The organism is Phenylobacterium sp. GW823-FHT02A09 (assembly GCF_058797775.1).
The window spans coordinates 631249-648460 of the sequence record NZ_JBXAJZ010000003.1 but is presented as its reverse complement, the minus strand read 5'-3'; the positions used below and the strand labels follow the sequence as shown (position 1 = coordinate 648460).

At 69.3% G+C, this 17212-nt stretch carries 19 protein-coding genes; 10 read left to right on the top strand and 9 right to left on the bottom strand.

Features of this window, described 5'->3' with window-relative positions:
• Nucleotides 1-32 precede the first annotated feature (32 nt).
• Both AC1Q87_RS15780 and AC1Q87_RS15775 read right to left on the bottom strand, forming a co-directional pair.
• Nucleotides 33-863: a thioesterase family protein gene (locus AC1Q87_RS15780; RefSeq protein WP_492609866.1), complete on the bottom strand. Its 831-nt coding sequence runs from the start codon at nucleotides 861-863 to the stop codon at nucleotides 33-35.
• Nucleotides 864-937: 74 nt separating this feature from the next.
• On the bottom strand, nucleotides 938-3064 hold the full coding sequence (locus AC1Q87_RS15775; RefSeq protein ID WP_492609865.1) for a TonB-dependent siderophore receptor: 2127 nt from the start codon (nucleotides 3062-3064) through the stop codon (nucleotides 938-940).
• 266 nt (nucleotides 3065-3330) lie between these two features.
• Between AC1Q87_RS15775 and AC1Q87_RS15770 the strand changes: the two genes are divergently transcribed.
• The 4 genes from AC1Q87_RS15770 (at nucleotide 3331) to AC1Q87_RS15755 (ending at nucleotide 8235) form a co-directional block, all read left to right on the top strand.
• Entirely contained in the window at nucleotides 3331-4713 is a 1383-nt protein-coding gene (locus tag AC1Q87_RS15770) for a metal-dependent hydrolase family protein (RefSeq protein WP_492609864.1), read from the top strand.
• Nucleotides 4714-4790: 77 nt separating this feature from the next.
• On the top strand, nucleotides 4791-6992 hold the full coding sequence (purL, locus tag AC1Q87_RS15765) for a phosphoribosylformylglycinamidine synthase subunit PurL (RefSeq protein WP_492609863.1): 2202 nt from the start codon (nucleotides 4791-4793) through the stop codon (nucleotides 6990-6992).
• The gene (locus AC1Q87_RS15760) at nucleotides 6992-7417 is read left to right on the top strand and encodes a hypothetical protein (protein ID WP_492609862.1); all 426 of its coding nucleotides are present in this window, start codon (nucleotides 6992-6994) and stop codon (nucleotides 7415-7417) included. The genes purL and AC1Q87_RS15760 overlap by 1 nt, the downstream gene beginning before the upstream one ends.
• A 62-nt stretch (nucleotides 7418-7479) precedes the next feature.
• Nucleotides 7480-8235 (top strand): DUF3313 domain-containing protein, encoded by a 756-nt coding sequence (locus AC1Q87_RS15755; protein WP_492609861.1) that lies wholly within the window; start codon nucleotides 7480-7482, stop codon nucleotides 8233-8235.
• Here AC1Q87_RS15755 and AC1Q87_RS15750 read toward each other — a convergent pair.
• Entirely contained in the window at nucleotides 8232-8711 is a 480-nt protein-coding gene (locus AC1Q87_RS15750; RefSeq protein ID WP_492609860.1) for a CinA family protein, read from the bottom strand. The genes AC1Q87_RS15755 and AC1Q87_RS15750 overlap by 4 nt on opposite strands.
• A 2-nt stretch (nucleotides 8712-8713) precedes the next feature.
• Nucleotides 8714-9694 carry an amidohydrolase family protein gene (locus AC1Q87_RS15745; RefSeq protein ID WP_492609859.1) on the bottom strand — a complete coding sequence of 327 codons (981 nt, stop codon included), beginning with the start codon at nucleotides 9692-9694 and terminating at the stop codon, nucleotides 8714-8716.
• Between the two features lie 95 nt (nucleotides 9695-9789).
• On the opposite strand from AC1Q87_RS15745, the gene AC1Q87_RS15740 reads away from it, so the two are divergent.
• The 6 genes from AC1Q87_RS15740 to AC1Q87_RS15715 all read left to right on the top strand — a co-directional run bounded on the left by AC1Q87_RS15740 (nucleotide 9790) and on the right by AC1Q87_RS15715 (nucleotide 13518).
• Nucleotides 9790-11022 carry a serine hydrolase domain-containing protein gene (locus AC1Q87_RS15740; protein ID WP_492609858.1) on the top strand — a complete coding sequence of 411 codons (1233 nt, stop codon included), beginning with the start codon at nucleotides 9790-9792 and terminating at the stop codon, nucleotides 11020-11022.
• Nucleotides 11023-11039: 17 nt separating this feature from the next.
• Complete coding sequence (locus tag AC1Q87_RS15735; RefSeq protein ID WP_492609857.1) at nucleotides 11040-11444, top strand: VOC family protein; 405 nt, start codon at nucleotides 11040-11042, stop codon at nucleotides 11442-11444.
• Between the two features lie 86 nt (nucleotides 11445-11530).
• Nucleotides 11531-11764, top strand: a complete 234-nt coding sequence (locus tag AC1Q87_RS15730) for a BolA family protein (RefSeq protein ID WP_183773527.1) — start codon at nucleotides 11531-11533, stop codon at nucleotides 11762-11764.
• A gap of 88 nt (nucleotides 11765-11852) precedes the next feature.
• Nucleotides 11853-12683, top strand: coding sequence for an aldo/keto reductase (locus AC1Q87_RS15725; protein ID WP_492609856.1), 831 nt, complete (start codon nucleotides 11853-11855; stop codon nucleotides 12681-12683).
• Between the two features lie 74 nt (nucleotides 12684-12757).
• Complete coding sequence (grxD, locus tag AC1Q87_RS15720; RefSeq protein WP_492609855.1) at nucleotides 12758-13102, top strand: Grx4 family monothiol glutaredoxin; 345 nt, start codon at nucleotides 12758-12760, stop codon at nucleotides 13100-13102.
• Nucleotides 13099-13518 (top strand): acyl-CoA thioesterase, encoded by a 420-nt coding sequence (locus AC1Q87_RS15715; protein WP_492609854.1) that lies wholly within the window; start codon nucleotides 13099-13101, stop codon nucleotides 13516-13518. Before grxD ends, AC1Q87_RS15715 begins: the two co-directional genes overlap by 4 nt.
• A 4-nt stretch (nucleotides 13519-13522) precedes the next feature.
• Here the strand turns inward: AC1Q87_RS15715 and AC1Q87_RS15710 are convergent, their stop codons facing one another.
• The 5 genes from AC1Q87_RS15710 to AC1Q87_RS15690 all read right to left on the bottom strand — a co-directional run bounded on the left by AC1Q87_RS15710 (nucleotide 13523) and on the right by AC1Q87_RS15690 (nucleotide 17041).
• Nucleotides 13523-13906 (bottom strand): hypothetical protein, encoded by a 384-nt coding sequence (locus AC1Q87_RS15710; protein WP_492609853.1) that lies wholly within the window; start codon nucleotides 13904-13906, stop codon nucleotides 13523-13525.
• Between the two features lie 81 nt (nucleotides 13907-13987).
• Nucleotides 13988-14605, bottom strand: coding sequence for a 30S ribosomal protein S4 (gene rpsD / locus AC1Q87_RS15705; RefSeq protein ID WP_492609852.1), 618 nt, complete (start codon nucleotides 14603-14605; stop codon nucleotides 13988-13990).
• A 175-nt stretch (nucleotides 14606-14780) separates the two neighbouring features.
• Nucleotides 14781-15125, bottom strand: coding sequence for a hypothetical protein (locus AC1Q87_RS15700; RefSeq protein WP_492609851.1), 345 nt, complete (start codon nucleotides 15123-15125; stop codon nucleotides 14781-14783).
• Nucleotides 15126-15191: 66 nt separating this feature from the next.
• Entirely contained in the window at nucleotides 15192-16265 is a 1074-nt protein-coding gene (locus AC1Q87_RS15695; protein WP_492609850.1) for an NAD(P)H-dependent flavin oxidoreductase, read from the bottom strand.
• Nucleotides 16265-17041, bottom strand: coding sequence for an RNA methyltransferase (locus AC1Q87_RS15690; RefSeq protein ID WP_492609849.1), 777 nt, complete (start codon nucleotides 17039-17041; stop codon nucleotides 16265-16267). The genes AC1Q87_RS15695 and AC1Q87_RS15690 overlap by 1 nt, the downstream gene beginning before the upstream one ends.
• Between the last annotated feature and the right edge of the window lie 171 nt (nucleotides 17042-17212).

Below are 17212 nucleotides of genomic sequence, written 5' to 3'. Positions count from 1 at the left end.
TTGACCGGCCCCGCGCCAGCGCCCGACGGCCGCTATTCGGGCACGGGCGGCGGGGCCTGACGATACCAGGCCAGCTGCTCGCTGGTGGCCAGCAGCCGCCCGTCCCGCGACCAGTAGCTGGAGCGCTCGTCCGACGCCCCGCCGCCGCCGACCCGGCCCTCGCACTCGATGAGGATGAAGTCGTCGCCCAGGGCGGCGATCTGCTCGACGCTGGCGTGCAGATAGGCGGTCAGCGACAGGGTCGTCGTCATCACCCGGTCGAGGGCGTACATCGCGCGCGGCGCGGAGTTGTCGGTCACCATCGCCAGCAGCGCCTTGTCCCAGACGCCGTTGCGCGGCCGCACCCAGGCCAGCGACCGCGAGTCGCCGCCCGGCTTGGGCGGGAAGCCGTCCAGGGTTCGCCGCTCGAACGCCGAGGCGCCGAAGTGCAGCGGCCCGGCCGGGTGGTCGGGGCTGGGCAGTTCGTCGGGCGACGGCGCCTGCGGCAGGGTCGCGAAGGCGAACGGCGCCGTGGGCGGCCGCCGCGCCATGGTGATCATGCCGTGGACGCCGACGTCCTCGACCCCTTGCGGCCGCAGCTCTACCTCCCACACCCCGATCGATCCGCCCTGGCGCAGACGGCGCGTGCGCACGTCCAGCTCGCCCGACGGCAGGCCGGCGGCGTAGGTCAGGGTCATCGACAGCACCTCGCCGGTCGCCTCCGGCTCGGCTTCCAGCGCCCGCACGCAGAGGCCCAGCGCGTAGCCGCCCCAGAGCCCGCCGCCGGGATTGCGCCACTCGGGCGCGGCGAAGGTGGTCCAGCGGCCGGGCGCGGCGGCGCGCAGGGCGATGTCGTAGGCGGGGTTCGAAGACGTGGTGGGCATATCGCCGTTCTACTGGCCCGGCGCTCGCGCGCAAGGCCGCCGGCCGCTGGAGATGCCAGCGGCCGGCTGGCGGATCAGAACCGGTGGCGCAGGGTCAGCTGAGCATTGCGCGGCTCGGCGTAGACGAAGCCGGCGAACCAGGCGTTGTTGCTGTAGTAGGTCTCGTCGAAGACGTTGTTGACGTTGAGCTGCAGCGTCGTCTGTTCGGTGAAGTCGTACTGCGCCATCAGGTTCGCGACGACGTAGGACGGCTGGCCGACGGCTTCGTTCAAGCCCGTGCCCGGGTTATTCGCGGTCTGCGGCGGGCGGCTTTCCCAGCGCAGCGAGCCGCCGACGCTCAGACGGTCCAGCGCGCCCGATAGTTCGTACTTGGTCGAGAGCCGCAGAACCTTGCGCGGGTGGTGCGCCTGGACGTGCACGCCGTCGCCGTCGCGGGCGGTGAACTGGCTCCAGCCAACGCTGATGTCCCAGTCGGGCAGCGGGCGGCCGGCGAGCTCGAGTTCGTAGCCCTTGGAGACCGTGCCCTCGGCGGGGCGGTAGGCCGGATCGATGGTGCCCGGCACGAAGTAGCCGTCGTCGACCACCGGGAAGTTGTTCTGCTCGACGCGGAAGATGGCGGCCGAGGCGCGCAGCAGGCCGCCCATCATGTCCGCCTTCAGGCCGGCCTCGTAGTTGTCGCCTTCCAGCGGGTCGAGATACTTGCCGTCGCGATCGCGATAGTTCTGCGGATCGAAGATGCTCGTGTAGCTGACATAGGCCGACAGGGTGTCGTTGAAGTCGTAGATCAGGCCGACATAGGGCGTGAAGACGTTGCTTTCCTTCAGCGTGAAGGCGACGGGCGTGTACTGCGCCACCTCCTCTTCGCGCTTCCAGTTGGAGAGGCGGCCGCCGGCGATGAGCTTCAGGTTGTCCAGGATCTGGAACCGGGTCGCGGCGTAGAAGCCGCTCTGCTCGGTCGTGCCGACGCCGGACATGTCGTAGCGCGGGCCCCAGACGGGTTCGGGATAGCTGCCGTCCCAGATCCGGAAATCGCCGGGATCGGGGAGCGCGCTCACCGCGGCCTGGTTGCTCCAGCCGTTTAGCAGGCGGTTGTACATCGCCCCGACGATCAGCTCGTGCTCACGGCCGAACAGGTCGTAGGCGCCCTTGATCGACAGGCTGGCGTTCCACTGCTCGGGGGCGGTCTTGTACCAGTAGGGCTCAGCGCTCATGCCTTGCCCGGTCTGGGGGTCGATCGAGCCCAAAATCCAGAGCAGCTTCGAGTCTTCGTCCTGGCGGTGATAGCTGACGTCGCCGCGGATCGACCAACGCGAGCTGAGCTGGTGCTCGACGGTGACGAAGGCCGTCTGCTCGGTGGTGTCCCACTGGTTCCACTTCGCCGCGCTGGTCTTCGAGGTCGGCCAGTTGGTGCGCGTGCCGTCGGTGTTCCAGTACGGGAGCTGGCCCCAGAGCACGCCGCTGCGCTCATCCACCTGCTGGCTGACGCCGACGCTGAGACGGGTGTCCTCGCCCAGGTCGGCGTCGATCACGCCGTAGAGCGTGTAGCCCTTGGAGCTTTCGAGATCGACGAACGAGTCCTGGTCGTAGATCTGGGCGACGAAACGGCCGCGCACCGAGCCGTCACGGGTGATCGGCACGGTGACGTCGGCCATACCCGAGACGTGGTCCCAGGAACCGACCTCAAGGGTCAGTTCGCCCGAGAACTCGCGGGCGTCGGCGTGCTTGCGGATCATGTTGATCGACGCGGACGGCTCGCCGGCGCCTTGCAGCAGGCCGGTCGCGCCGCGCACGACCTCGACCCGCTCGTAGATCGCGGTGCTGGTCTCCTCCAGGCCGATGTTGCCGTTCTCGAACGGCACGCCGTCGAGCTGGAAGTTGGTGATCTCGAAGCCGCGCGCGGCGAGCTGGTTGCGGCCGCGATCGACGGCCTTCAGCGAGATGCCGGTGGTGTAGGCCAGCACGTCGGCGACCTTGGACGCACCCTGGTCCTCGATCTGCTGGCGGGTGATGACGCTGAGCGACTGCGGCGTTTCACGCGGCGTGAGGTTCAGCCCCGTCGCCGTCGTGTTCGCGGTGGCGCCGCGCCCATAGACCACGATCGCCTCGACCTGGGTCTTGTCCTCGGCGGCTGCGTCCTCGGCGGCCGCGGCCGCCGGAATCAGCGCCGCGGCGAGCGCCAGCACTGACGCCGGGCGCGCCAACCTGCCCCGTCCTGCGACCCCTGGATGCATCCAAGCCATGCGACGCCCGCCCTGTTCTTCGTTACTGGAATGAGGCCCGCGTATTGCATCTAAGAGTCACTTGCAAGATATCGCCAGGACGCGGTCGTTCATGGCGCGCCGCCTGCGTCCTGCAGGCCTCACCTGGCGAGTACGGAACCAACCCCGGATACCGATGTTCTCAAGCTAGGCGGGAGAGAACGAGCGTCGGGCGGTCGCGCGACGCGTGCTGGGGATTGGGCTCCGCCATGACTTCCACCCGCAAGATCCGCGGCTCGCGTAGCTGGGCGGGCGCGCTGTGCGCCGCCGCTCTGTCGCTGGCGGGCGCGCCGAGCGCCCGCGCCGACCAGGCGCCGCCCGCCGCGGAGAGCACGGCGACCCTGTTCCAGAACGTCCGCGTGTTCGACGGCAAGCACGGGACTCTGTCGGCCCCGTCCAACGTCCTGGTGTCGGGCAACCTCATCACGCAGATATCGACCGGCCCCATCGACGCGGGCCCCGGCGCGCGCGTGATCGCCGGAGGCGGCCGCACCCTGATGCCCGGCCTGATCGACGCCCACTGGCACGCCATGCTGATCCGGGGCACCCCGGCCGAAATCCTCTCCGGCGACGCCGGATACTCCAACCTTCTGGCCGGGGCCGAGGCCCACGACACCCTGCTGCGCGGCTTCACCACCGTGCGCGACGTCGGCGGTCCGGCGTTCAGCCTCAAGCACGCCATCGACCAGGGCGTGATCGACGGCCCGCGCATCTATCCGTCCGGTGCGATGATCACCATCACCAGCGGCCATGGCGACTTCCGCCAGCTCACCGACCTGCCGCGCCGGGCCGGCCAGCTCACCCGGGTCGAGGAACTCGGCGGCGCGGCCATCGCCGACAGTCCTGACGAGATGCGCATGCGGGCGCGCGAGCAGCTCATGCACGGCGCATCGCAGATCAAGGTGACGGCCGGCGGCGGGGTCTCCTCGCCGTTCAGCCCGGTCGACGTCACCGCCTTCACCGAGCCGGAGCTGCGCGCCGCCGTCGAGGCGGCCGAGAACTGGGGCACCTATGTCTCCGCCCACGCGTTCTCGGACGAATCCATCCGCCGCTCGATCGACGCCGGGGTGAAGGTCATCGAGCACGGCTTCCTGATGAGCGAGCCCACCGCCCAGCTGATCGCCCAGAAGGGCGTCTGGCTCAGCCTCCAACCGCTGCCCGAGGCCCTGCGCGAGGGCTTCCCGGTCGGCTCGGTCCAGCGCGAGGGTGCCGACGAGGTCTGGCCCGGCATCGACCGCACCTACCGCCTGGCCCGCAAGTACAAGCTCAAGACCGCCTGGGGCACCGACGTGCTGTTCTCCCAGGCGCTGGCCCAGCAGCAGGGCGCGATCCTGGCCTCCCTGTCGCGCTGGTACACGCCGGCCGAAGCGCTGATCATGGCCACCTCGACCAACGCCGAACTGCTGCGCCTGTCGGGCCGCCGCAACCCCTATCCGCGCGCGCTCGGCGTCGTGGAGCAGGGCGCCTACGCCGACCTGATCCTGGTCGACGGCGACCCGCTGACCAACCTCAACCTCGTCGCCGATCCGGCTCGGAACTTCCTGGTGATCATGAAGGACGGGAAAATCTACAAGAACACGCTGGCGAACTGAGGCCGACGTCGCGCCCAACGCCGCAGTTTGCCCCTCCCCCCTCCCCCTTGCGGCAGAGTCCCGCTATATGCGCGCCCATGAGCGCTCAGCCTGGCAAGACCCTTCGCGAAACGGCCGCCGAGTACGGCCTGAAGTCGGAAGAATTCGACGTCATCCTTCAACGCCTGAACCGCGAGCCCAACGAGGTCGAGTTGGGCGTGTTTTCGGTGATGTGGAGCGAGCACTGCTCCTACAAGTCGAGCAAGAAGCACCTGGTCAAGTTCCCGACCACGGGGCCCCGCGTGATCTGCGGTCCGGGCGAGAACGCCGGGGTCATCGACATCGGCGACGGCCAGGCCTGCATCTTCAAGATGGAGAGCCACAACCACCCCTCCTACATCGAGCCCTATCAGGGCGCGGCGACCGGGGTCGGCGGCATCATGCGCGACGTCTTCACCATGGGCGCGCGCCCGGTGGCGCTGCTCAACGCCCTGCGCTTCGGCGACCCGTCGCACCCCAAGACCAAGCGCCTGGTGTCGGGCGTGGTCAGCGGCATCGGCGGCTACGGCAACTGCGTGGGCGTGCCCACCGTCGCCGGCGAGACCAACTTCCACCGCGGCTATGACGGCAACATCCTGGTCAACGCCATGTGCGTGGGCCTGGCCGACGCCGACAAGATCTTCTACTCGGCCGCCCCGGCCGCCGGCTTCAGCGTCGTCTACTTCGGCTCGAAGACCGGCCGCGACGGCATCCACGGCGCGACCATGGCCTCGGCCGAGTTCGACGACGCCTCGGACGAGAAGCGCCCGACCGTGCAGGTCGGCGACCCCTTCGCCGAAAAGCTGCTGATCGAGGCCACCCTCGAGCTGATGGCCTCGGGCGCGGTCGCCGCCATCCAGGACATGGGCGCGGCGGGCCTGACCTCCTCGTCGGTCGAAATGGCCGGCAAGGGCGGCGTCGGCATCGAGCTGACCCTCGACAACGTGCCTCAGCGCGAAGAGGGCATGACCGCCTACGAGATGATGCTGTCGGAAAGCCAGGAGCGCATGCTGGCGGTCCTCAAGCCCGGCCGCGAGCGCGACGGCCACGCCATCTTCGAGAAGTGGGGCCTGGACGCCGCGATCATCGGCGTCACTACCGACACCGGCCACCTGGTGCTGAAGCACAAGGGCGAGACGGTCTGCGACGTGCCGCTGGCGCCGCTGTTCGACGACGCCCCGCTGTATGACCGGCCGTGGGTCGCCTCGCCGCAGTTGCCGCGCCTGACGCCGGCCGACGTCGCCGCGCCGACTGACTACGCCGAGGCGGTGCTGAAGTTGATGAGCAGCCCCGACATGGCGTCCAAGCGCTGGCTCTGGGAGCAGTACGACCGTCACGTGATGGCCGACACGCTCGAGGACTCGGCCACCGGCGCCGACGCCGGCATCGTGCGCGTGCACGGCACCAAAAAGGCGCTGGCCGTCACCTCCGACTGCACCCCACGCTACGTGCTGGCCGACCCGTTCGAGGGCGGCAAGCAGGTCGTGGCCGAAGCCTGGCGCAACTTGACCGCCGTCGGTGCGGACCCGGTCGCCATCACCGACAACCTGAACTTCGGCAACCCCGAGCGCCCCGAGATCATGGGCCAGATCGTGCGCGCCATCGAGGGCATGGCGGAGGCTTGCCGCGACCTCGACTTCCCGGTCGTGAGCGGCAACGTCTCGCTCTACAACGAGACCAACGGCGCAGCGATCCCGCCGACCCCGACCGTCGGCGCCGTCGGCCTGATCCCCGACTACGCGCACCGCGCCGACTTCGCCGGCATGACGGACGGCGACGCCCTGGTGCTGATCGGTTCGACCGTCGGCGAGCTGGGCGCCTCGATGTACCTGCGCGAGGTTCAGGGCCAGGAAGCCGGCGCGCCGCCGCCCGTTGACCTGGCGCTGGAACGCAAGATCGGCGACTTCGTGCGGAGCCTGATTCTCTCGGACCAAGTCACTGTTTGCCATGACCTTTCCGACGGCGGCCTGATCGCGGCCGCAGCCGAGATGGCGCTGGCCTCGAAGGTCGGCTTCACGCTGCAAGCCGATGGTTCGATCCCCGCTCACGCGCTGCTGTTCGGCGAGGACCAGGCCCGCTACCTGGTCGCCGTAAAGGACGCCGCGCCGATCCTCGCCGCGGCCCAGGCGGCCGGCGTCGAGGCCGGCGTCATCGGCAAGGCCGGCGGCGACGACGTCGCGGTGGCGGGGCTGTTCGCCCTGCCGCTCGCCAAGCTGCGCAGCGAGCACGAGGGCTGGATGCCGGCCTATATGGGCGGCTGATGTCGACGCTCCGCCGCCTCATCGACCTGCCCGGCATCCGCGACCTTGAAGACAAGGCGCTGATGCAGCCGCGCTATGCGGACGCCGACGCCCGCACGACCTATCCCGAGATCGACGAGGTCTCACGCAGCCTGTTCGGGATCACCCAGGACGAGGCCGACGACGTGCCGCGCCCCGAGGGCTGGGACCGGATCGACCGCAAGCCGACTCGCGATCAGGTCATCGCCTTCGAGGCCGAGGGCTGGGACGTCACCGACGACAAGCGCCGACCGCTGCGGATGCTCGACCACTTCGCGCCGCAGCTCTGGCTCGCCCTGCGCGGCGTGGCCGGCGAACTGCCGTTCCAGGCCGAAGCCGATCCGGACGAGGCGGTCTATTCGTCGCTCGCCGCCGACGCCGCCAAGTTCCGGCGCGATCGGCGCTAATTCCGGCGCGATCGGCGCTAAATCGTTGCATCCGGGTTCGAGGCTCGCGCGTAGGTAGGAACATGACCCGCCTCCTCGCCCTCGCCCCGTTCCTGCTGCTGGCCGCCTGCGCCAGCGCCCCGACCCGTTCGGGCTTCCTCTCCAGCTATGACGGCCTGACGCCGCGCACCGATACGGTCCGCGCCAAGGTCGAGCAGAAGCGCGAAGAGGCGATCCTGGCCGATGTCCGTCAGGTCGCCATCGAGCCGACCGTTCTCCACGGACCTGGCGACTGGCTCACCCCCGGCGAGCGGGTGCTGCTGCAACGAGAGCTCGACGCGCAGCTCTGCTTCGAGCTCTCCGAACGTTTCGAGATCGATCCGGCCGCGCCCAACCGGGTGCGCGTGGCGATCACCCGCGTTGATCCGACCGGCCGCGCCGCGTCGGTCGCCTCCGCGGCCGCGGGTTTCTTCATTCCCGGCCCGCTGGGACTGCGCGCGCCAGGAACGCTCGGGTCGCTCTCGGCGGAGGCGGAGATGTTGCAAGGCGAGCGACAGATCGTGGCCGTCAGTTGGAGCCGCAGCGCCACCGCCATCGGCACGGACGATCCCTCGCTGAGCCGGGTCGGCGATGCGCTGCAGTTCGCCGAACCGTTCGCCGACGCGGTCGCCGCGGCGATGACGCCCGAGGGCCTCAAGTCGCGGCCAATCCCCAAGCCTGACCCCTGCGCGGAGTTCGGCTCGCGCTTTCGCCCGGAAGGTTGGGCGGCCAAGTTCGCCACCGGCCTCTATGTCCCGGAGATGAGCGGGGCGAAGGCCAAGGAAGACGGCGAGCGCTAGGCGCTGGCCTTGGCCAGCAGCTCGAGCGCGGCGGCCGCGAACGCCTCCATGTTGGCGACGCGGTCGTCCGATCCGGTCTCGATGGTGGCTACGAACTCGACCGGGCCCGACACCGCCACGCAAGTATGGCCGGCGGCGTCGCCATAGCCGTTGCCGGTCGGCCCGGCCGCGCCGGTCTCCGACAGCCCCCAGGTCGCGCCGAACCGCTCGCGCACGGTGCGGGCCAGCAGCATGGCGTAGGGCTCGCTGGCCGAGCGCATGCCCTCCAGCGCCTCTCGCGGGATCTCCATCAGCATGACGCGGGCCTTGGGCGTGTAGACCACTCCGCCGCCGAGATAGTAGGCTGACGCGCCGGGCACGCTGAGCAGCGCGGCGCTGATCAATCCGCCGGAGGAGCTTTCGGCCACGGCGACCTTCTCTTTGCGCGCCTTCAACTGCTCGCCGATCTGGGCGGCCTGGGCCATCAACGCCTGCATTCTCAGTGCTCCTCGTCCAGTCGATAGGTGGATCGCGCCACGTTGCGGAACAGCAGCGCCTTCTCGTCGGCGCTGGCGCCGGACGCCAGCCGCTTCAACGCGTTCCAGAGGGTGGCGTAGTCGCAACTGACCCGGTCGACGGGGAAGTTGCTTTCGAACATCGCCCGCCGCGGCCCGAACAGCTCGATGCAAGTGTCGATGTAGGGCCGCCAGGCTTCGGCCAGCTCAGCCGAGGACGGAAGGGTCTCGCGCTTGTGGAACTCGAAGCCGCAGATCGCCATGCCCAGACCGCCCAGCTTGACGACCACGTTGTCCTGCTGGGCCACCAGCGCCATGTCGCGCCTCCAGCGGGCGAACTCCTCGTCGCGGCGGCCGGCGTAGGGGCCGATGCCCAGCACCCCGCCGACATGGTCCAGCACGATCGTGGTGTCCGGAAAGGCGGCGGCGAGGTCGGCGACTTCCGGCAGCTGCGGGTGAAACTGCCAGGCCTCGAACGACAGGCCGTTGGGCGCCAGCTGGGCGAAGCCGCGCCGAAAGTCTTCGCGTCCGTACAGGCCCTGCGGCGGATTGGAGTGGCCGTTGCGGACGTCGTCGCTGGGGTCCCAGGCGCCGGTGTGGCGGATGCCGCGGAACCGCCCGCCGCCGGCCCGGATGTGGCCGGCAAGCGCTGCGCCGACGTCGACGTCGGTCAGGTCAGCGAACCCGACGATTCCCACGCAGGCCCGCACCGGGCCATACCGGCCGCTGGCCGACATCGCGGCGACGCCGTTGACGAACTCGGTCTCGCCGACGGGCGACATCAGCCGGCTGGCGTCGGCGCTGTACATGGCCCCGCACTCGACGAAGACCGTGCTCTCGACGTTGTGCCCGGAGCCGAGGTCGGCCAGCAACTCGTCCAGCAGGTAACGGCCGTTCGGGAAGTCCCAGAGGTGGTGGTGCGGATCGCAGATCGGCAGATCCGGTTCGATGATCTCCTCGGTCACGCCCTTCCCCCGTTGGTTTTTCTTGGCTTCCGTACGCCGGCGCGCTCATGATGCCCGCCAATTAGAACGACCGCCATTTCTTCGGGAGGATTTTTATGGACGCCCAATCTCAGTGGACGGGCCTGGACGCCGAGCGCCTGGCGCGCATCGACGACCACATGCAGCGCAACTACATCGGCCCGCAGAAGATCATGGGCGCCCAGATCGCGATTTCGCGGCGCGGCCAGCAGGCCTATCGCAAGTCGTACGGGTCCATGGACCTGGAGCGCGGCAAGCCGATGGCCGACGACGCCATCTTCCGCATCTACTCGATGACCAAGCCGATCACCTCGGTCGCGCTGATGACGCTCTACGAAAAGGGCTACTTCCAGCTCAACGACCCGATCAGCCGCTTCGTGCCGTCCTGGAAGGACCACCGCGTCTATGTCTCGGGCGACGGCGACGACCTGGTGACCGAACCGGCGCGCCGGCCGGTGTCGTTCCGCGACGTGCTCAGCCACACCTCGGGCCTGACCTATGGCGGCGGCCTGCCCGGCGTCGGCGTGCAGCACCCGGTCGACAAGGTCTATCGCGGCCTCAAGGTCCGCACCTTCGGCGGCGAAGACACCATGCAAGGCTTCCTCGACAAGCTGGCGCAGGTGCCGCTGCTGTTCCACCCCGGCGAGCGCTGGATGTACTCGCTGGCCACCGACGTCTGCGGCGCGCTGGTCGAGGTGATCTCCGGCAAGCCGTTCGACCAGTACCTGCAGGACGAGATCTTCGGCCCGCTAGGCATGAAGGACACCGCGTTCTCGGTCGCGCCGGAGAAGGCCGACCGCTTCTGCGCCAACTATCAGCGCGGCCCGGACAAGAAGCTGAAGCTGATCGATGATCCCGCGACCAGCGCCTATGTGCGCCCGGCCGGCTTCATGTCGGGCGGCGGCGGCCTGACCGGCACCACCGACGACTACATGCGCTTCTGCGAGATGCTCCGCCGCGGCGGCGAACTCGACGGCGCCCGCATCCTGGGCCCCCGCACGCTCGAGATGATGCACATGAACCACCTGCCGGGCGGCCAGGACCTGTCGACCATGGCGCTGGGCAGCTTCTCCGAGACGGCCAACGACGGCGTCGGCTTCGGCCTGGGCTTCGCGTCCACCAAGGGCCAGGTCGAGACCGCCTCGCTGGGGGCCGGCGACTACTATTGGGGCGGCGCGGCCTCGACCATCTTCTGGGTCGATCCGAAGGAAGAGCTGTCGGTGGTGTTCATGACCCAGCTGATGCCGTCGGGCACCTTCAACTTCCGCGGCCAGCTGAAGAGCCTTATCTACTCGGCGATCGTCGACTGACGCCGGAGGGGACGTCGATGGACCTGCTCGTCAACATCGACGTCCCCGACCTGGCCACGGCCGAGGCCTTCTACACCACCGCCTTCGGACTGACTGTGACGCGCCGCTTCGGCGACGGCGGGGTCGAGCTGTCGGGCCTGCCCGCGCGGATCTATCTGCTGGAAAAGCCTGAGGGATCGGTCGGCGCCGGCGACGAACTGCGCCGCTACGTGCGCCACTGGACGCCGGTGCATCTGGACGTCGTGGTCGATGACCTGGACGCCGCGCTCGCCCGGACGCTGGCCGCCGGCGCCACCCTGGATTCCGAGCCGCGCACCCACGTCTGGGGCCGCATCGCCGTGCTCGCCGATCCGTTCGGCAACGGCTTTTGCCTGCTGCAGTTTCTGAACCGCGGATACGACGAGATCGCGCCTGCGATCTGAGAGCGACGCCCGGCGGACCCATATGGCAATCCAGCGGTTGTTAAGCTTTCTGCCGCACTAAAGATTCGCCGAGTGGAGTTCCCCCGATGCCCATGTCCATCGCTGACCTGGAAGCCAATCTGAGAGAAGCGTTCCCGGACGCCGAGATCGCCATCGACGATCTGGCCGGCGACGGCGACCACTATCGCGCGCGCATCGTCTCGCCCGCCTTCGCCGGGCTGTCGCGGGTCAAGCAGCACCAGCTCGTCTACACGGCCCTGAAAGGCAAGGTGGGCGGCGAACTGCACGCCCTGGCGCTCGAAACCTCCGTTCCGGCCTAGGAGGGCCCGCCCTTTGCGCTACCGTCCGTTCGGCGCATCGGGAAAGGCGGTTTCCGCCGTCAGCCTGCTATTGCGGGACGCGCCGAACATGGGCTCACCGGGCGCATGGCGCAGCCTCGTCATCTCGGCGATGGAAAGCGGCGTGAACAGCTTCGAGGCGACCGCGGGGTCCGACGTCCTGGCCATGGGCCTGGGCGAAGCGCTCAGCGTCGTGGAGCGGCGACTGATCTTCCTGGGCTGGCGCCTGCGTGGCAATCCGGCCGGGGCCGTCACCGCCCGCGACATCGCCGACCATGTCCGCGCCGCGCTCCAACGCACCCGCGCCGGCTATCTCGACCTGCTGATGCTGGACGAGACGGCGGCCGAGACCATGACCTCGGACGCCTTCACCTATCTGGCCGACCTGCGCAACGCCGGCGTCTGCCTGCAGATCGGCGTGGTCGGCGAGGGCCCGGTGATCGACAAATGCATCGCCAACGACACCTTCGATGTCCTGGCCACCGGCTTCAACCTGGTGTCGGACTGGCAGACGCGCCGCCGCATCCGCGACGCCTCGGCCGCGAACATGACGCTGATCGGCTGCGATCCCTTCCCGACCGGCCTGCAATCGGGGCCCTCGGCCCGCAGCGAGATCGAGCGGCCGATGCGCCGGGGGCTGCTGGGCGGGCGCCGTCACGAGCCCACGGCCGGCGCCAACGTCTACGGCTTCCTGCACGACACGCCGGGCTGGTCCTACGAAGAGCTGTGCCTGGCCTTCGCCCTGACCGAGCCGGCCTTCGCGACCATCCAGCTCGAGGCGGGCCGCGCCGACATGGTCGACCGCATGGCCACGGTCACCGACAAGGACCTGCCGACCGGCGTCGCCGCCCAGATCGAGATGGCCCGTTTCGGCCAGATCGCCGCACAGCGCCGCGCCTGACGACGCCGCCGCTTGACCCCGGCGCTCGGGCTCCCTAGCTCTGGGACGAATTCTTCGCCGCAAAGGCTCAAGTCATGACCGACTCCGCGACCGCCAACCCCGTCCACGACTTCATCGCCAAGGCAGTGGCCGACCATCCGGTGGTGCTGTTCATGAAAGGCGCGCCGGAAGAACCGCGCTGCGGCTTCTCCTCGGTCGTGGTGCAGATCCTCGACCACCTCGGCGCGGACTTCGTCGGCGTCGACGTGCTGCAGAGCGAGCACCTGCGCGACGGCATCAAGACGTTCTCGGACTGGCCGACCATCCCGCAGCTCTACGTGAAGGGCGAATTCGTCGGCGGCGCCGACATCGTCCGCGAGATGTTCCAGTCGGGCGAACTCAAGACCCTGCTGACGGAACAGGGCGTCCTGACGGCGTGAGCCGTCTGCTCGAACCGCCGCCCGGCCGCCAGGTCTTCACGCTCCAGTTCACGCCGTCAGCGTCGGATATCGACGCCAACGGCCACGTCAACAACGTGGTCTATGTGCGCTGGATTCAAGACATGGCGACCTCGCACTGGGCGTCCCGGCAACCGGCCGAGGACCAGGCCCGCTGGGCCTGGATCGTGCTGCGCCACGAAATCGACTATCGGCGCGCGCTGATGCCCGGCGAGACGGCCGTCGGCCGCACCTGGGTGGCCGAGACCGCCGAGGGCCCGCGCTTCGACCGCTTCGTGCGGATCGACGGCCCCGACGGCGCCATGTGCGCGCAGGCGCGCACCGAGTGGTGCATGATCGACGCCGCGAGCGGCCGCCCCAAGCGTGTGACGCCCGACATCATCGAGCGCTTCACCTGACGCGCTAGACGCCTGGACCGGTCCAGGCGGTCACCGGATTGAGCAGGAACACCGTCGCGCGCGGCTCCAGGCCAAGCTCGGCCCAGGTGAAGCGCAGCTCCGTCTTGCCCATCGCGAACGACCGGCATTGGTCGAGGCGCTTACGAGCGAAGGACACCGTCGGCGCCAGCCCCTTGCGATCGACGTAGAACGCAAAGTCGTCCTTCCGCGTGCAGCCGTTCGAGGCGACCTGGATCGTCAACGCGTCACGCCCGGCGATCGCAGAGTAGACGGCCTCCAGCTCCGGATGCGTGGGCGCAGACGCCCCGGACGGCGTGACGACCGTCGGCGCGGTGGCGCACCCGGCCAGCAGGCCCAGGCCCGCCAAAAGCACTACTCGACGATTCATCCGTGGACTCGGCCACAGATCGCCCAAAAGCAAAAGGCCCCGGATCGCTCCGGGGCCTTCGCAGATCGTCTTCGGCGCCGATTAGGACGCGTAGAATTCGATAACCAGGTTCGGCTCCATCTTCACCGGGTACGGGACCTCGGCGAATTCCGGGACGCGGATGAACTTGGCGCTCATGGCCTTCGGATCGACCTCGATGTAGTCCGGGGTGTCACGTTCCGCCGACTGCAGGGCTTCCAGCACCAGGGCCATGTTGCGCGAACGCTCGCGCACGGTGACCACGTCGCCGACCTTCACGCGGTACGAGGCGATGTTGACGCGCTTGCCGTTCACCAGGACGTGGCCGTGGTTCACGAACTGACGGGCCGCGAACACGGTCGGCACGAACTTCGCGCGGTAGACGACTGCGTCCAGACGGGCTTCCAGCAGGCCGATCAGGTTTTCCGAGGTGTTGCCCTTGCGACGGGCCGCTTCGGTGTAGGTGCGCGAGAATTGCTTCTCGGTCAGGTTGCCGTAGTAGCCCTTCAGCTTTTGCTTGGCGCGCAGCTGCAGGCCGAAGTCCGAAACTTTGGACTTGCGACGCTGGCCGTGCTGGCCGGGGCCGTAGGCGCGCGAGTTGATCGGCGACTTCGGGCGACCCCAGATGTTCTCGCCCATCCGGCGGTCGATTTTGTACTTGGCGCTCTGGCGCTTCGACATACTCGTCTCTTTCAATCGGACCTGGGCCGGCGTCCCCGCAAGTGGGAACGCGATCTCAACGGCGGCGTCAGGTCACCCGTCATAGATCGCAGACCACCGGACGAGGTCCGGCGGCGCGAAGGGGCGGTGTATGACGTCCGCAGGCCGAAGAGTCAATCGGGGCAGGCGTTTGCGCCTATTTGCAACGCGCCTTACCCAGCAGGTCGACGCGGCAGCTGGTCTTGTTTCCACGCTCGTCGCTGACCACCGTGTTGCCCAGCACGTCGCGGCGGACGGTGGTGCGGTTGCCGTCGCTGTCCTCGATGATTCGGTTGCCGAGCACGTCGCGGCGGACCGAGACCTGGTTGCCGTACTCGTCGACCCAGGTCGCCTTGCCCAGCACGTCCTTCGTGCCGACCACCGAGTTGCCGTAGATGTCGTAGCAGGTGACGCGGCCGACATCGTCGCGGCACATCACCTGGGCGGCGGCGGGGCTGGCGGCGACGGTCAGGACCGCGAGGGTCAGGGCGAAGATCTTCACAGGCGCACCTCAAGCGTTAGCTTGGACCACCCTAGCGTGAAACAGCCGCGCTCGCCAGGAGCGGGGCTAGATCCCGGCGCGTCGTGACAGCCGACCGGCGGCCTCCTGCGCCTCGCTCCACCACTGTCGGACCAGGTCGCCGGCGTCGCCGGGACGCGCCAGCCGCACGCCCTGCCCGGCCCACAGCGAGATCATCTCCGGATCGCCGGCCTTGGCGGCTGCGGCCCGCAGCGGCTGGGTCAGGCGGTTCTGCACGGGATAGGCCGGGACCTCGTCCTGTTGCGCCTGGAGCTCGCGCATGAAGCGGTTCTCGATGCCGCGCGCATAGCGGCCGGTGAAGGCGCGGGTCAGGCGCGTGACTTCGTCGTCGGCCGCTTCGATCGCCCGCTTCCAGGGCGCGCTGACCCCCGTCTGGTCGGCCAGCAGGAAGGCCGTGCCCATCTGGACCGCGCTGGCTCCCAGCGCCAGAGCCGCAGCGACGCCGCGCCCGTTCATGATCCCGCCAGCGGCGATGACCGGCAGGTCGACCGCGTCGAGGATCAGCGAGGTGAGCGGCAGCGTCCCGACCAAGCTGGCCTCCGGATCGGCCAGGAAGTGGCCCCGATGCCCGCCGGCCTCGAAGCCTTGCGCGCAGATGCCGTCGGCGCCGACCTCGGCCCAGGCCCGCGCCTCGGCGACCGTGGTGGCCGTGCCGACGACCATCGTGCCGGCGCGGTGCAGCGCCTCGACCTGATCGGCGGCGAGAATGCCGAACGTGAACGAGGCCAGCGGCGGGGCGGCGCGGGTCAGCGCGGCCAACTGCGCCTCGAAGTCCGGCGCGAAACTGTTGGGATGGCCAGGCAAGGCCTCGCCCAGCTCGGCGTACCAGGGCGCCAGCCTGGCGAGCGCCGCCTCGACCACCACGCCGTCGGGTTCGGCGCGCGGCGCCATCAGCAGGTTCACGCCGAACGGCGCGTCGGTCGCCGCCCGCAGGCGCTCGACCTCCGGCTCGATCTGGTCAGGCGCGAGCGCGCCGGCCGCCAGCGAACCCATGGCCCCGGCGCGTGACACCGCCAGCGCCATTTCCGGGGGGGACGCGCCGACCATCGGAGCCTGGAGAATCGGGATCGCCAGACGGTCCAACAGGTCGCGCAACGCCATCAGCCTTCTCCGTCGGCCTTCTTGCGGGCCAGCTTCTCGAGGGAACGCCCGCGTCCCTTAGATAGCGCCGTGACCACGCCGCGGAAGGTGCGGACCTCTTGGTCGGAAAACCGCGCGCGGCCCAGCGCCGAGCGCAGGTTCTGCATCATCGACGGCTTCTTTTCCGGCGGATGGAAGAAACCGGCGTCGTCCAGCTCGCGTTCGAAGTGCTCGTAGAGGCCGAGCATGGCCGCAGCGTCGGCCGGCGGCGGGCCTTCGCGGAAGATCGGCGGCGCACCCGATTCGACCGTCATGCGCCACTCATAGGCGTTGATCGCCACGGCTTGGGCCAAGTTAAGCGAGCGGAAGCGCGGATCGATCGGCAGCGTGACCACCGCCTGGCAGAGCGCGATGTCGGCGGTCTCCAGCCCGGCGCGCTCGCCGCCGAACAGCAGGCCGGTGGAGCGGCCTTCCGCCACCTCGTGCGCCAGGTTCGCCGCCGCTTCCCGCGGTCCGATGACCGGAAGCTGCAGTTCGCGCGGGCGGGCGGTCGTGGCATAGACGAGATGCAGGTCGGCGATGGCCGCCTCGACGCTGTCATAGACGCGCGCGGCGTTCAGCGGCCATTCGGCCCCGGACGCGGCCGCCCAAGCGCGTTCTTGCGGCCAGCCGTCGCGAGGATTGACCAGGCGCAGGTCGGTCAGGCCGAAGTTGGCCATCACGCGGGCGACGGCGCCGATGTTCTGCGCCAGTTGCGGCACGTTGAGGATGATGCAGGGCGGAGCGGCGGATTCCATGCCGCGTTTTGAGATGCGAGGGGCGCAGAATGCAAGCGCCGCCTGCCCGATCGCGCTAATCCCAGGTCAATACGGGGTGACCCACCCTTTGCGTCCGGGCCTTGGCCTAGTATACGGCCCTTACCCTATCTACCCTACCCTATCCTAGCCGTTACGCCCCCGGAGCGCTCT